This window comes from Streptomyces sp. NPDC002054, from assembly GCF_040296685.1.
Taxonomy (GTDB): domain Bacteria; phylum Actinomycetota; class Actinomycetes; order Streptomycetales; family Streptomycetaceae; genus Streptomyces.
Genome location: NZ_JBEOXT010000043.1, coordinates 34,314 through 47,300, shown reverse-complemented (window position 1 = coordinate 47,300; position 12,987 = coordinate 34,314). Strand labels below are relative to the sequence as shown.

The window sequence follows — 12,987 nt, the reverse complement described above, 5'->3', positions numbered from 1 at the left end:
GGATGTCCGTCAGCTCGCTCCGGGCCGGGGCACTCGTTCGGGGGAGTTACGTGGCGGAGGCACCTGACTACGCTCATCCCGTAATCCGCCCCATAATCGTTGCATATGGGATGGGTGGGTAGCCGTATATGGGAATTGGGAAAGGTGGGCGATATGCGGTTCGAGAACGGTGTGGCGGCCGACAGCATTCCGTCGGTGCGGTGGGTGAAGAGCACGGCCAGTTCGGGGATCGGCAACTGCGTGGAGGTGGCCGCGCTGCCGGGCGGTGACTTCGCGGTGCGCAATTCCCGGTTTCCGGCCGGCCCGGCGCTGATCTTCACCCAGGATGAAATGACGGCCTTTGCGGCGGGTGCGGGGGCCGGAGAATTCGACCACCTGCACGAGGTCGGCGCATAGGGTCATTCCATGGCCAATGCTTGAAGGGGCGGGTGTGCGGGTTCCAGACTGTGCCGCTGAAGTGGTTCTCAGTCAGCAAGGAGCACGCATGCCCGTCGGCCGTTCGTCCGTCAGCGCCGCCGGCCGGGAGCTGGCCGCGCGTTCCCTGGGCGAGCGGCTGCGGAAGCACCGGTCCGACGCGGGCATGTCGCTGATGGAGGCGGCGGAGAAGATCCGGGGATCCTCCTCCAAACTGAGCCGGCTGGAGCGCGGCGAGAGCCCGCCGAGGGAGAAGGACGTCTGGGACCTGGTGCGGCACTACCGGGTCGACGAAGCCGGTCAGGACGAGATCCACGAACTGCTCAGCCAGGTCCTGGCCGAACACCAGGGCCGCCGCAAGTACAGCGACCTGACCCCCGGGTTCCTCCGCCGGCTCATCATGCTGGAGGGCGAGGCGGCACGGATCATGGCGTACGAGACCCATGTGGTGCCCGGACTGCTGCAGACAAGGGACTACTCCCGGGCGCTGGTCGGCCTGGCCGTCGGTGAGCAGGGTGACCAGGTGGAGGTCGAGCGCTACGTACGGGTCCGCCGGGACCGGCAGGCGCTGCTGGAGAAACCGCGGCGGCCGGAGCTCATCGCGATCCTCGACGAGAGCGTGCTGCGCAGACCCGTGGGCGGGGCCGCGGTCATGTGCGAACAGCTCAAGTGGCTGCGTACGATCGCGGGGGAGGACATGCCCAGGGCGAGCGTCCGGGTGCTGCCGTACGAGCACGATGACGTCGGCTTCGCCCCCAGCTTTCCGGTCACCCACCTGCAGTTCGAGGACGACGGTCCGGGTGAACTCGTCTACGTGGAGCAGATGGAGAGCGCCGACTACGTGACCACACCCGACCAGGTGTACCGCTACCGCTGGATCCTGGGCGAGCTGATGAAGCGCTCGCTGGGCTGGGAGGAGACCCTGGCCGTGCTCGACGAGCGGATCGCCCACTACGAGAAGCGGCTGGCGGCGTCGCCGGCCGGGCTCTGACGGGGCAGCCGCCCGGCCCCGCCCCATGCGATCAACTCGGCTTCCTGTGCGCGGATTCCGCGGCGCCGCTCGGGCAGCCAGTCCGCGACATCGCCGAGGCCGGGCCCGATGATGTCGAGTCCGGCCAGGCAGCCGCGTACGTCCTCGGTGTCGCGCAGTCGGCCCCACTGTCCCGAAGTGGCCTCCCGCATCAGGGCGGTGACCCGGCTGCGCACCTCCGGGTCCGGGCTGGTGGGCTGGCTCATCACCAGGAAGCCGCCCGGCCCCAGCCGCTGCTTCACCCGCTCGATCATGGCGGCCACGTCCTCGTCGCCGAGGCACTGGGCGACCGAGACGAACAGGGCGGCAGTCGGTTCTCCCGGCCGGATCAGCCGCCGGACCGCCGGGTCGGCGAAGATGGCGTCGGTGTCGCGGACATCGGCATCCACCACGGCGGTACGGGAGTTCTCGACCAGCCGGGCCCGGGCGTGGGCCACGACCAGCGGATCGTTGTCCACGTACACCACCCGGGATCCGGGATCGACGCGCTGGGCCACCTCGTGGACATTGTCGCCGGCCGGCAGTCCGCAGCCGTGCTCCAGGAACTGGCGGACTCCGTGCTCCCGCGCGAGGACCTCGACGACCCGGCTCAGGAAGGCGCGGTTGGTGCGGGCGGCGGCGCGGGAACCGGGGGCGATGTCGAGCAGATCGCGGCAGACCCGCTGGTCGGGCGGATAGTTGTCGATGCCGCCGAGCAGCCAGTCGTAGATCCGCGCGACGTTCGGTCTGCGCACGTCGTGGTGCATCGGCACCCGCCCCTCAACCCTGGTCAGGAGTTGCCCTGGTTTCGAAGTGCCCATGCTAGAGGGGTTCTTGTTGTTGCGCCGTCCCCTGATGGGGTGAGCACGACCGGGGCACCCCGAGGGGGGTGCCCCGGCCGTCGCGCACGCTCAGCCGGCCTGCCGGCCGAACGCCCGCAGGGCCAGCGCGAGCCCGATGACCTGGAGCGCGCCCGGTCCCACCGCCAGGTAGAGGGCCAGGCTGACCCCCATGCAGGCACCGAAGGAAGGAGATCCGGACGGCATGCGCAACTCTGTTTGCGGATGGGGGAGCTGCGGGATAATCCGCGTACGTAGCGCCGTGATCCATGCGTGCAAGGCGGAGATCAGACGGCGTAACGAGTCGGTCAAGGGTGTCCTCCTTGGCTCGGCAGACGGCCCTGGGCGTGTCCGCGCCCGGGGCCGTTGCCATGTTGTGGGTGGGGAGGTGAATCTACCCGGCGGCGGCCCCTGGCGACGTCCCGTCAAAAGCTCCCCGAGGAAGCAGAATGGGAAAGTGGATGGACGGATGATCTGTGTGTCAACGTCAACTACCACAGAAGCCCAGATGGGCGGCCCTGTGTTCGGGAAAGCCCCTCTGTCCAGCAGAATTTCCGAGCGGTGGCGGCGCGCGAAACTTCACCCTCAGGGGTGAGCGAATCGTTTTCTCTGATGACGCGCCCTGTCCCAGGCGCCTCTTCCGGATCGTGCATATGCAACGTCACGGGAGACACACGAACCCGCCCCGGGTGCGTCCGCCGGCTGCCGGGCGGCCTTCTAGGCTGGCACGTATGAGCGAATCAAGCCCCACGCGACGGCCGCTGGCCGTCTTCGACCTCGACAACACCCTGGCCGACACCGCGCACCGGCAGCACTTCCTGGAGCGCCGGCCCCGGGACTGGGCCGGGTTCTTCGCCGCGGCCCCGGCCGACCCGCCGCTGCCGCGCGGGGTGGCGCTGGCGCTGGAAAGCGCCGCCGACTGCGAGGTGGCGTACCTGACCGGGCGCCCGGAACGGTGCCGCCGGGACACCCTGGAGTGGCTGGAGCGGCACGGGTTGCCCGAGGGGCGGGTGTGGATGCGCGGCAATGCGGACCGCCGGCCGGCCCGGGTCACCAAGCTGGAGGTGCTGAGCCGGATCGCCCGCGGCCGGGAGGTGCGGATGCTGGTGGACGACGACGAACTGGTCTGCCAGGCGGCGCGGGCCGCCGGGTTCACGGTGGTGCTCGCCGACTGGGCGGCCGAGGCCCCGGAGCTGCAGCAGGCGCAGGAGGGCGAGGGCCGGACCTGAGGCCCGGCCCGCCTGCCCCCGCCTGCCCCGCCTGGCCCCTGCCCGCCCCGCCTGGTCCCTGCCCGCCCCGCGCCCGCCCGCCGGCGAGTGCGTCAGCCTTCCTCGTCGAGGCGGAAGCCGACCTTCAGACCCACCTGGTAGTGCGCGATCTCGCCGTTCTCGAGGTGCCCGCGCATCTGGGTGACCTCGAACCAGTCGAGGTTGCGCAGGTGCTGCCCGGCCCGGGCGATGCCGTTGCGGATCGCCTGGTCGATGCCTTCGTGGGAGGTCCCGACGATCTCGGTCACGCGGTAGGTGTGGTTGGACATGGAGTTCTCCCGACGGTGTGAGCGGTGCCTTGATCCGTACCTTGTTCCACGGTGCCCCAGTACGGTCCGGTCCGCGAGATATGCGTAGAGAATCCCCGGCGAAAGGCTCTTGATCCGACAGTTGGTCTATGCCAATTTCAAGCCATCTTGGTTCGACCCCAGAAGGTGACCTTCGTGAAGATGCGCTTCCTTGCCGTGTGCACCGCCCTCGTTGCGGCGACCTCCCTCACGGCATGCAGCATGCTGCCCGGATCGGACGAAGAGGCCGAAAAGGTGACGCTCTGGCTCATGAAGGGCAGCGCCTCGGACGATTTCATCCAGAAGTTCACCGAGAGTTACGAACGGGAGCACCCGGGCATCGACCTGGAGATAGAGATCCAGGAGTGGACCGGCATCGGCGACAAGGTCAATGGCGTCCTCAAGGGCACCGCCACGGACCGCGCCGACGTCATCGAGGTCGGCAACACCCAGGTCGCCCGGTACATCGAGACCGGCGGCCTTTCCGAGGTGACCCTCGAAGCAGTCCGCGAATGGGGCAGCAAGGACTGGCTCAAGGGCCTCGCCGACCCCGGCAGCGTCAACGGCGCCCAGTACGGCGTCCCTTGGTACGCCGCCAACCGCGTGGTGATCTACAACAAGGACCTCTTCGGCGCCGCCGGCATCAAGGACCTGCCGAAGAACCGGCAGGAATGGCTGACGGCGACAAAGAAGCTCGACAAGGGCGACCAGCAGGGCATCTACCTGGCCGGCCAGAACTGGTACGTGCTGGCCGGGTTCATCTGGGACGAGGGCGGTGAACTCGCCGTCGAGGGCGGCGGAGTGTGGACCGGCGCACTCGACAGCGAACAGGCCCTCGCCGGCATGGACTTCTACAAGCAGCTGCACGCCCTCGGCGAGGGCCCCGACAACGCCGACGAGGAAACGCCCCCGCAGTCCGAGGTCTTCGCCCGCGGCCAGGTCGCCCAGATCATCGCCCCGCCCGGCCAGGTCGCCCAGATCGAAGCGGCCAACCCCGCCCTCAAGGGCAAGCTCGGCTTCTTCCCGGTACCCGGCAAGACCTCCGACAAGCCCGGCGCCGTCTTCACCGGAGGCTCGGACCTGATCATCCCGGAGAACACCGGGAACCGGAGCGCCGCCGTCGATGTGATCACCGCACTCGTCAGCGAGAAGTGGCAGACCGAACTCGCCCGCACCATGAGCTACGTCCCCAACAAGACCAGCCTCGCCCACATCGTCCAGGGCAACGAGGGCGCCACCGCCATGACCTTCGGCGCCGCCCACGGCCGCGCCACCCCCAAGTCCCCCCGCTGGGCCGAGGTCGAGGCGAAGAACCCGATCAAGCCATACATGACGGCCGTCCTCACCGGCCAGGACCCCGAACAGGCTGCTAAGACGGCATCCCAAGCGATCAGCAAGGTCCTCAGCTCCGATCGCTGAGCGGCCGAATCCCGCCATTCAGCGTCCGCACATCCACCTGCCGCCATGAGGTCACGTCGAATCCAGCCGGTCACGGAAAAAGTAGAGGAGAGCCAGTCCACCACCGCCGGCCTGGCTCCCGAGTCCGGACCAGGAGCCGCCATGACCATCGCCCCGCTGTCCCCCGTCCAGCCGCTCACCCCGGTCGCCCCCCGGTACGCCGTACGGCTCGCCCGCAACGAGTCCGAGGTGCGCGCCGCCCAGCAGCTGCGCCACCAGGTCTTCGCCGGAGAGCTCGGCGCCCGCCTCGACGGCCCCGAGCCCGGCCTGGACTCCGACGCCTTCGACGCCTACTGCGACCACCTGCTCGTCATCGAGGAGGAGACCGAGCAGGTCGTCGGCACCTACCGGCTGCTGCCGCCCGAGCGCGCCGCCATCGCCGGCCGCCTCTACTCCGACGGCGAATTCGACCTCTCCGCCCTCGACCCCATCCGCCCCGACCTGGTCGAGGTCGGCCGCTCCTGCGTCCACCCCGCCCACCGCAACGGCGCCGTCATCGCCCTGATCTGGGCCGGCCTCGCCCGCTACATGGACCGGACCGGCCACAACTGGCTGGCCGGCTGCTGCTCCATCCCCCTCTCCGACGGCGGAGTCCTCGCCACCGCCACCCGCGAGACCGTCCTCGCCCGCAACCTCGCCCCCGAGGAGTACCGGGTCACCCCGCACCGCCCCTGGACCCCGGCCCTCCCCGCCCCCGCCGAGCGCATCGAACTGCCCCCGCTGCTCCGCGGCTACCTGCGGCTCGGCGCCTGGGTCTGCGGGGAGCCCGCCCTCGACCTCGAGTTCGGCTGCGCCGACCTCTACGTCCTGCTCTCCCTGCGCCGCACCAACCCCCGCTACCTCAAGCACTTCCTCTCCCTCGCCCCGTCCGCATGAACACCTGGCTGCCCACCGCCCCCTGCACCCCCGCGGCCTGCGCCACCCACCACGGCCCGGCCGCGGGCACCCCGCGCGCACTGCTCCGGCTCACCGCCGCCGTCGCCCTGGTCCTGCTCGCCATCCCCACCTCCCCACTCGTCCGGCTGCTCCCGCCCGGACCCCGCCACCGGGTGATCCGCACCTGGTCGGCGGCCCTCCTGCGGGCCTTCGGTCTCCGGGTCGCCGTGCACGGCAGCCCCGGCCCCGACGGCGGCCGGCTCCTCGTCGCCAACCACATCTCCTGGCTCGACATACCCCTGGTCGCCGCCGCTCTGCCCAGCCGGATGCTCGCCAAGAGCGAGATCGGCCGCTGGCCGGTGCTGGGCCGGCTCGCCGCACGGGCCGGCACCCTCTTCATCGAACGCGACCGGATCAGGGCCCTGCCCGACACCATCGCCACCCTCACCCGCGCCCTGCTCCACGGCGACCGGGTGACCGTCTTCCCCGAGGGCAGCACCTGGTGCGGCCGGGCCCAGGGCCGCTTCCGCCGGGCCGCCTTCCAGGCCGCCCTGGACGCCCGGGTCCCCGTACAGCCCCTCCACATCGCCTACCTGCTGGCCGACGGGCGCACCGCCGGAGCCCCCGCCTTCGTCGGCGACGACCCGCTCACCACCTCCCTGTGGCGGATCGCCCGCGCCCGCGGGATCCGCGCCGAGATCACCCTGCTGCCGCGGATCCCGGCCGGCCGGCACGCCGACCGGCGGGACCTCGCCGCAGCCGCCGAGACCGCGATCGGCACCGCCGCCGGCGTGCCCTTCATCCCCTACCCGGCCGACGGCATCAGCCCCGGCCCGTCCGCCACCGCCAGCGACAGCGCGAACCGGCCCTCCGCATCAGTCCACCACTGGACCAACTCCAGCCCGGCATCCGCCAGTTCCGTCCGCACCCCGTCCTGACGGAACTTCGCCGACACCTCCGTCTGAATCTCCTCACCCTCAGCGAACGGCACCTCCAGGTCCAGGGCCCGGATCTTCACCGTCAGCTCCGACCGGGCCCGCAGCCGCATCTCGATCCACTCCCGCTCCCGGTCCCACAGCGCCACATGGGCAAAATCCTCCGTAGGGAAGTCCGCGTCCAGCTCCCGGTTGATCACCGCCAGCACGTTCCGGTTGAACTCCGCCGTCACCCCCTGCGCATCGTCGTACGCTGCCACCAGTACGGACTCCTCCTTCACCAGGTCCGTCCCCATCAGCAACGCGTCCCCCGGCGACAGCATCGCCCGCACCGCATGCAGGAACTCCGCCCGCTCCGGCGGCAGCAGGTTCCCGATGGTGCCGCCCAGGAACACCACCAGACGCGGGCCCGGCGTCTCCGGCAGACGCAGCGGCTTCGTGAAATCCGCCAGCAACGCGTGCACCCGCAGCCCCGGATGCTCCGCCAGCAGCTTCTCCGCCGCCCCGGCCAGCGCACTCTCGCTCACGTCCACCGGTACGTACGTGTCCAGCGCGGGCAGAGCCTCGATCAGGTGCCGGGTCTTCTCCGAGGACCCCGACCCCAGCTCCACCAGCGTCCGCGCCCCGCTCTCCGCGGCGATCTCCCGGGCCCGCTCCAGCAGGATCTCCCGCTCGGCACGCGTCGGGTAGTACTCCGGCAACCGGGTGATCTCCTCGAAGAGATCACTGCCGCGCGCATCGTAGAACCACTTCGGCGGCAACACCTTGGGGGAGCGGGTCAGCCCGCGCAGCACATCCGCACGCAGCGCCGTCTCGGCGGCGTGCTCGTCCAACAGACGGGTCAACTGATAGTCACTCACAGGGCGTTCTCCTTGAGCGGGGTCAGGGCCACCCGGGTCCGGGAAGCGGTCAGCAGGCTCCGGTCCGGCACCTCGCACCAGCGCGGATCGTCGTCGTACGGCTCGGACGCGACCACCGTCCGCCCGCCCCCCGGGGCCTGCGGCTCGGCCAGGTACCAGAGCGAATCCCCCCATGCCGTCGCCGCGATCCCCACCCCGTCCGTCAGCAACAGGTTCAGCCGCGAACCCGGCGAGGCCGCGATCAGCTCCCGCACCGCCTCCGCGAGCGCCGCCCCCAGCTCCGCACCTGCCCGCAGCCGGTGCAGCACCAGCGCCCACACCAGCGCCGAATCGGTCCGTGCCGCCAGCTGCAACAGCGCCCCCGCAGGGAGCCCGGAAGCCGGACCGGCCGGGCCCGCCACCGCATCCGGCCAGTCCCGCAGCACACCGTTGTGACTGAACAGCCACCGCCCGTCCGCGAACGGCGCAGCCGCCGCCTCCCCGTCCGACCCGGGCTCGGTGGCATCGCGTACGGCGGCCAGCAGGGCCTCGCTGCGCACCACCCGGGCCAGATCGGCGAAGGTCGGATCGCCCCACACCGGACCCGCCCGCCGGTACCGGGCCGGCACCGGATCGCCCGGCGCGTACCAGCCCACCCCGAACCCGTCGGCATTGATCGTGCCGTGCCGCTGTCGCCGCGGCGCCCAGGCCTGCCGCACCAGCGAGTGATCGGGATCGGCCAGCAGCTTCCCGAGCCGCACCGTCGGCCCCACATAGGCGAGATGACGGCACATCAAACATCCCTCGCGGTGCGGAACCCGGAGAAGATCTGCCGCCGCACCGGCAGGTCCCAGTTCCGGAAGGTGCCCCGGCAGGCAGCCGGGGCCACCGCGAACGAGCCGCCGCGCAGCACCTTGTGGGCCGCACCGAAGAACACCTCCGAGTACTCCCGGTACGGGAAGGCCCGGAACCCCGGATAGGGCAGGAAATCGCTGGCCGTCCACTCCCACACGTCCCCGATCAGCTGCCGCACCCCCAGTGCCGAGGCCCCCGCCGGATAGCTGCCCGCCCGGGCCGGCCGCAGATGGCGCTGGCCCAGATTGGCGAGGTCCGGGGTGGGCTCGGCATCGCCCCACGGGTAGCGGGCCGAGCGCCCGGTCTCCGGCCGGTGCCGGGCGGCCTTCTCCCACTCTGCCTCGGTGGGCAGCCGGCGGCCGGCCCAGCGCGCCCAGGCATCCGCCTCGTACCAGCTCACATGCAGCACCGGCTCCTCCGGCGGCACCGGCTCCACCACCCCGAACCGGCGGCGCAGCCACTGCCCGCCCTCCTGGTGCCAGAACAGCGGGGCCCCGATGCCGTGCCGGTGGACCTGCTCCCAGCCCTCGGCGGCCCACCAGCGCGGCTCGGCATACCCGCCGTCCTCGATGAACGCCTGGAACGCGGCGTTGGTGACCGGGACGGTGTCGATGAAGAACGGTTCCGTCTCCCGCGGATGCGCGGGCCGCTCGTTGTCCAGCGCCCACGGCTCGGTGGAGGTGCCCATGGTGAACACCCCGCCCGGCACCAGGACCTCCGGGGCCGGCGGGGGGTCCCAGGGCGCCCCGGGATCCGGCGCGGCCAGCACTGGCGGCCCCGACCGCAGCTGATGGGTGATCAACATGGTTTCGTCGTGCTGCTGTTCGTGCTGGGCGATCATCCCGAAGGCGAAACCGCCGTCCAGCAGGGGAGTCCCCTCCAGCGGGGTCCGCTCCAGCAGGTCCAGCACCCGGCCGCGCACCTCGGCGGCGTACCGGCGGGCCTCGGCAGGCCCGAGCAGCGGCAGCCCGGGCCGCTCCGAACGGGGGTGTTGGAACGCGTCGTACAGCGGATCGATCTCGGGGCGCATCGCCTCCCGCCCCTCGACCCGCCGCAGCAGCCACAGCTCCTCCTGATTGCCGATGTGGGCGAGATCCCAGACCAGCGGGGACATCAGCGGGGAGTGCTGGGCGGTCAGGTCCGGGTCGGACACCGCATCGGTGAGGCCGGCGGTCCGTGCCCGCGCGGCGGCCAGCTCGGCGTGGGCCCGCTCGCGCAGGCCGGGCGGTGCGGGGGCCGGCCGCGCAGGGGCGGGAGCCGGCCGGTCTCGGTCCTCGATGCTCACGTCAGCGGGTCCTTCCCGAAAGGCGGTACGGGCAGGCGGGGTTCGTCCGCGGGACACCGCCCGCGCAGCACGTACCGTTCGGTGAACGCCCCGACGGTGTCCAGAACGCGCCGGGAGGCGCCGAGCCGGGGCAGCGCCTCGGCGGCAGCCGCGAAGCAGGCGATGCCCGCGGCCCGCAGCTCCGGATCGGACGGCCCGTTGCGGGCCGCCGACTGCCAGAGCGGATTGCGCGGCGCGGGCCGCGGCCCGTAATCGTCGGCCAGCACCTTCACCACCCGGTACGCCGTCTCCGCCGCCTCCGGATCGTCGAACAGCGCGTGCACCACGGCGGCCGGCACCAGCCAGCCGTCCTCCCCGGGCTGCGCGTCGATCATCCGCAACTCCAGATGGCCGCGCGGCCGGACCGGCGGGAACAGCGTGGTCAGGTGGTACTCCAGATCCTCCCGAGTGGCCGGGCGCGGCCCGCCGCCGCGCAGCCAGTCGCGGAAGGTCAGCTCCCGGGGCACCGCCCACGGCCCGTCGGGCCTGTGAGGGGGCACCGGCCGTACGCACATCACCTCGGTGTCCAGCGCGTGCCGGGTCCAGGCCGCGCGGGGATCCCCCTCCAGCGGCGGGGCGAGCGTACGGTGCGGGTCCAGGTCGGCCCACACGCCCTGCCGGGAACACCGCCAGCCCGCATACCGCCCCTCGACGGCGGGGGAGTTCGCGAAGGCCGACACCAGGACCGCGCCCAGCAGGTGCGCCAGCCGCCAGCGCCGCCCATGCCCGAGCGGGCCGGGCTCCTCGTACCCCGCGTCCACACACACCTGCACAGAGGCGGACCCGCACATCATGGTCCGCCCGGCCGGCCCGGACCGGTCCAGACAGGCCTCCATGGCCGCGTAGCGCGGGCTGTCGCACAGCAGCCGCCGCAGCGGGCGGCGCGGATCGTGCCCGCTGCCGTGCAGGAACAGCCCGCGGTCGCGCAGGGCCGCCCGTACCAGGTCCAGATCCGCCTGGAGGCCGTCCACGCACTCCATCAGCGAGCCGGCGGGCGCGGAGCTCAGCTCCAGCTGCCCGCCGGGCTCCACGGTGAACCGCGACCCGAGGGGCAGCGCACCGACCGCATCGAGCGCTGCCGTGAGCCGATCGGCCGGCAACGGCAGATCGGGCTGCTCGGCATCGAGCACCAGCCATTCGAGTTCGGCGCCGACCAGGCGGGGCGGCCCGGTCTTGAAACAGACGCCGTGCACCAGATCCTCGGCCTCCCGCTCGCTGAGGGCACTCTGGTCGTGCGAAGTGGGTGAGTCCTGTGGCATGACCGGATCCTTCTCTCCCGTCGTACACCGTGAGGTCACCCGTGCCTACCCGTCCGTTCCGGACCGCGAATCGTGTGTTCGTGGCGATCGCGGGAAATATTCGATTGCCGCACCTGGACCGGATCTCGAGGATTGCGGGATGAGCGGCAGGTTGCGCGCAATAGCGCAGGAGAATGCGGAAATCGTGGCGTCCGGGAGGTACCGGACGCGAACGGGGCGGGAGGTTTCCCTCGCCGTCGCCGTGGCGGAGGCCAAGGCAGGAACAAGGATATATGGGCCAAACCCGGTCATTCCAGGCGAGCGCTCTCCGGCTGCTCCCTTCGACACGTCCGTGGAGGTCACGGGGGAGAGCAGCACGGTCGCCGCGCGCAGGCTCGCGGCCGACGGCCCGGTGGCCGTCCTGAACTTCGCCTCGGCCCGGAATCCGGGCGGCGGATACGTCCGCGGAGCCAAGGCCCAGGAGGAAGCGCTGTGCCGCGCCTCGGCCCTGTACGAGACCTTGCTGGAGGCGCCGGAGTACTACGCCGCGCACCGCGCACTGCGCAGCACGTTCTACACCGACCGGGTGATTCACTCCCCGGGGGTACCGGTCTTCCGTGACGACAGCGGCGAACTGCTGGAGACGCCCTTCCGGGCGGGCTTCCTGACCTCCCCGGCCCCCAACGCGGGCACCATCCGCCGTCTGGAACCCGACCGCGCCCACGAGATCCCGGCCGCCCTGGCCCGCCGCGCGGAGCGCGTCCTGGAAACCGCCGCCCTGCATGCGTACCCGCAGCTGGTGCTGGGGGCTTGGGGGTGCGGGGTGTTCCAGAACGACCCGGCCGAGGTGGCCGGGGCGTTCCGGGACCTGCTCACGGGCGACGGCCGGTTCGCAGGCGTGTTCGACCGCGTCGTGTTCGCCATCCTGGACCGCTCGCCGGGACCGCGGCGGGCGTTCGAGGAGGCGTTCGGGGTGGGGTGATGGGGTGATGAGGGGCTGGCGGGGCCCTACCGCCAGCCGTAACGCTCGCGCAGCCGGTTGACCACGAGCTGGAACCGCCCCCGGTCCAGCGCGCAGGCCTCCCGCCGCATGCCCGTTTCGTGGACCCGCAGGATCCGGTCCACATCCACCCAGGACTCCCGCCCCGCACTGTCCCACGGCCCGGTGCCGATCGGGACCCACTCCCGGTCGTGATCGTGCCGCTTGCTGGACAGCTGTACGGCAAGCAGCGTGCTCCCGCCGGCCTCCCGAGCCACCACCAGCACGGGCCGGTCCTTGCCGCGCCCATCATTTTCCTCGTACGGGACCCAGGTCCAGACGATCTCACCGGGATCCGGATCACCGTCTGGATCGGGAGCGTAGGAAGTCTGCACGCGCCCGACGGCGTACGGATCGGCCTCGACGGTGGCACCGCGGCCGTCCCGGCCGGGCTGGTCAGGGCGGGGGTGTGAGGGTGCTGTCATTCGAGCCAGGTTACGGGGGTGGGGCGGGGGTGGGGGTTGGGGGGTTTCTCTTAAACGGGATCAGGTGGTGTCCGGGGGCTGCCCGGCAGTCCCACTGTCCTTCCGTGCCCGTCCGTCCTGTCAAGGGCGCTCGCTGCGCTCGCGTCGCTTCGCGATTCCGCTTCGCTTCACCCTTGACAGG

General features: G+C 71.6%; 13 protein-coding genes and 1 pseudogene. 7 read left to right on the top strand and 7 right to left on the bottom strand.

Translation table 11 applies throughout. The features are described from left to right. Positions 1 to 153 precede the first annotated feature (153 nt). Both ABT123_RS31570 and ABT123_RS31565 read left to right on the top strand, forming a co-directional pair. Positions 154 to 396, top strand: coding sequence for a DUF397 domain-containing protein (locus ABT123_RS31570; RefSeq protein WP_351320918.1), 243 nt, complete (start codon positions 154 to 156; stop codon positions 394 to 396). A gap of 88 nt (positions 397 to 484) precedes the next feature. Further along, the gene (locus ABT123_RS31565) at positions 485 to 1,405 is read left to right on the top strand and encodes a helix-turn-helix domain-containing protein (RefSeq protein WP_351320916.1); all 921 of its coding nucleotides are present in this window, start codon (positions 485 to 487) and stop codon (positions 1,403 to 1,405) included. Here ABT123_RS31565 and ABT123_RS31560 read toward each other — a convergent pair. Continuing rightward, positions 1,366 to 2,190: an SAM-dependent methyltransferase gene (locus tag ABT123_RS31560; protein ID WP_351320914.1), complete on the bottom strand. Its 825-nt coding sequence runs from the start codon at positions 2,188 to 2,190 to the stop codon at positions 1,366 to 1,368. The two genes, ABT123_RS31565 and ABT123_RS31560, sit on opposite strands and share 40 nt — an antisense overlap. An 803-nt stretch (positions 2,191 to 2,993) precedes the next feature. Here ABT123_RS31560 and ABT123_RS31555 point away from each other — a divergent pair. Then, positions 2,994 to 3,491, top strand: coding sequence for a phosphatase domain-containing protein (locus ABT123_RS31555; protein WP_351320912.1), 498 nt, complete (start codon positions 2,994 to 2,996; stop codon positions 3,489 to 3,491). Between the two features lie 92 nt (positions 3,492 to 3,583). Here ABT123_RS31555 and ABT123_RS31550 read toward each other — a convergent pair whose 3' ends face one another. Next, complete coding sequence (locus ABT123_RS31550) at positions 3,584 to 3,799, bottom strand: dodecin (RefSeq protein ID WP_351320910.1); 216 nt, start codon at positions 3,797 to 3,799, stop codon at positions 3,584 to 3,586. A gap of 174 nt (positions 3,800 to 3,973) precedes the next feature. Between ABT123_RS31550 and ABT123_RS31545 the strand changes: the two genes are divergently transcribed. From ABT123_RS31545 to ABT123_RS31535, 3 genes and pseudogenes are all read left to right on the top strand, one after another. Next, on the top strand, positions 3,974 to 5,236 hold the full coding sequence (locus tag ABT123_RS31545) for an extracellular solute-binding protein (RefSeq protein ID WP_502971110.1): 1,263 nt from the start codon (positions 3,974 to 3,976) through the stop codon (positions 5,234 to 5,236). A gap of 141 nt (positions 5,237 to 5,377) precedes the next feature. After that, positions 5,378 to 6,151, top strand: coding sequence for a GNAT family N-acetyltransferase (locus ABT123_RS31540; RefSeq protein WP_351320908.1), 774 nt, complete (start codon positions 5,378 to 5,380; stop codon positions 6,149 to 6,151). Beyond that, positions 6,148 to 6,678, top strand: a pseudogene (locus ABT123_RS31535) (lysophospholipid acyltransferase family protein); the annotation flags it as partial. The gene ABT123_RS31540 and the pseudogene ABT123_RS31535, both read left to right, overlap by 4 nt. 278 nt (positions 6,679 to 6,956) lie before the next feature. On the opposite strand, the gene egtD reads toward ABT123_RS31535, so the two are convergent. The 4 genes from egtD to egtA are packed head-to-tail and all read right to left on the bottom strand — an operon-like array spanning position 6,957 to position 11,363. Further along, complete coding sequence (egtD, locus tag ABT123_RS31530) at positions 6,957 to 7,946, bottom strand: L-histidine N(alpha)-methyltransferase (RefSeq protein ID WP_351320906.1); 990 nt, start codon at positions 7,944 to 7,946, stop codon at positions 6,957 to 6,959. After that, the gene (gene egtC, locus ABT123_RS31525) at positions 7,943 to 8,719 is read right to left on the bottom strand and encodes an ergothioneine biosynthesis protein EgtC (RefSeq protein ID WP_351320904.1); all 777 of its coding nucleotides are present in this window, start codon (positions 8,717 to 8,719) and stop codon (positions 7,943 to 7,945) included. The genes egtD and egtC overlap by 4 nt, the downstream gene beginning before the upstream one ends. Beyond that, the gene (gene egtB / locus ABT123_RS31520; RefSeq protein ID WP_351320950.1) at positions 8,719 to 10,059 is read right to left on the bottom strand and encodes an ergothioneine biosynthesis protein EgtB; all 1,341 of its coding nucleotides are present in this window, start codon (positions 10,057 to 10,059) and stop codon (positions 8,719 to 8,721) included. The genes egtC and egtB overlap by 1 nt, the downstream gene beginning before the upstream one ends. A 2-nt stretch (positions 10,060 to 10,061) precedes the next feature. Beyond that, entirely contained in the window at positions 10,062 to 11,363 is a 1,302-nt protein-coding gene (egtA, locus tag ABT123_RS31515) for an ergothioneine biosynthesis glutamate--cysteine ligase EgtA (RefSeq protein ID WP_351320902.1), read from the bottom strand. A 139-nt stretch (positions 11,364 to 11,502) separates the two neighbouring features. On the opposite strand from egtA, the gene ABT123_RS31510 reads away from it, so the two are divergent. Continuing rightward, positions 11,503 to 12,324 (top strand): TIGR02452 family protein, encoded by an 822-nt coding sequence (locus ABT123_RS31510; RefSeq protein ID WP_351320900.1) that lies wholly within the window; start codon positions 11,503 to 11,505, stop codon positions 12,322 to 12,324. A gap of 26 nt (positions 12,325 to 12,350) precedes the next feature. On the opposite strand, the gene ABT123_RS31505 is transcribed toward ABT123_RS31510, so the two are convergent. Further along, positions 12,351 to 12,806 carry a type II toxin-antitoxin system PemK/MazF family toxin gene (locus tag ABT123_RS31505; protein WP_351320898.1) on the bottom strand — a complete coding sequence of 152 codons (456 nt, stop codon included), beginning with the start codon at positions 12,804 to 12,806 and terminating at the stop codon, positions 12,351 to 12,353. Positions 12,807 to 12,987 lie beyond the last annotated feature (181 nt).

Bases quoted from the DNA above. Each gene is read 5' to 3' on its own strand.
- ABT123_RS31540 (WP_351320908.1), top strand. From the start codon at position 5,378: ATGACCATCGCCCCGCTGTCCCCCGTCCAGCCGCTCACCCCGGTCGCC.
- ABT123_RS31565 (WP_351320916.1), top strand. From the start codon at position 485: ATGCCCGTCGGCCGTTCGTCCGTCAGCGCCGCCGGCCGGGAGCTGGCC.
- ABT123_RS31560 (WP_351320914.1), bottom strand. From the start codon at position 2,190: ATGCACCACGACGTGCGCAGACCGAACGTCGCGCGGATCTACGACTGG.
- ABT123_RS31570 (WP_351320918.1), top strand. From the start codon at position 154: ATGCGGTTCGAGAACGGTGTGGCGGCCGACAGCATTCCGTCGGTGCGG.
- ABT123_RS31550 (WP_351320910.1), bottom strand. From the start codon at position 3,799: ATGTCCAACCACACCTACCGCGTGACCGAGATCGTCGGGACCTCCCAC.
- ABT123_RS31555 (WP_351320912.1), top strand. From the start codon at position 2,994: ATGAGCGAATCAAGCCCCACGCGACGGCCGCTGGCCGTCTTCGACCTC.
- ABT123_RS31510 (WP_351320900.1), top strand. From the start codon at position 11,503: ATGAGCGGCAGGTTGCGCGCAATAGCGCAGGAGAATGCGGAAATCGTG.
- egtC (WP_351320904.1), bottom strand. From the start codon at position 8,719: ATGTGCCGTCATCTCGCCTATGTGGGGCCGACGGTGCGGCTCGGGAAG.
- ABT123_RS31505 (WP_351320898.1), bottom strand. From the start codon at position 12,806: ATGACAGCACCCTCACACCCCCGCCCTGACCAGCCCGGCCGGGACGGC.
- egtA (WP_351320902.1), bottom strand. From the start codon at position 11,363: ATGCCACAGGACTCACCCACTTCGCACGACCAGAGTGCCCTCAGCGAG.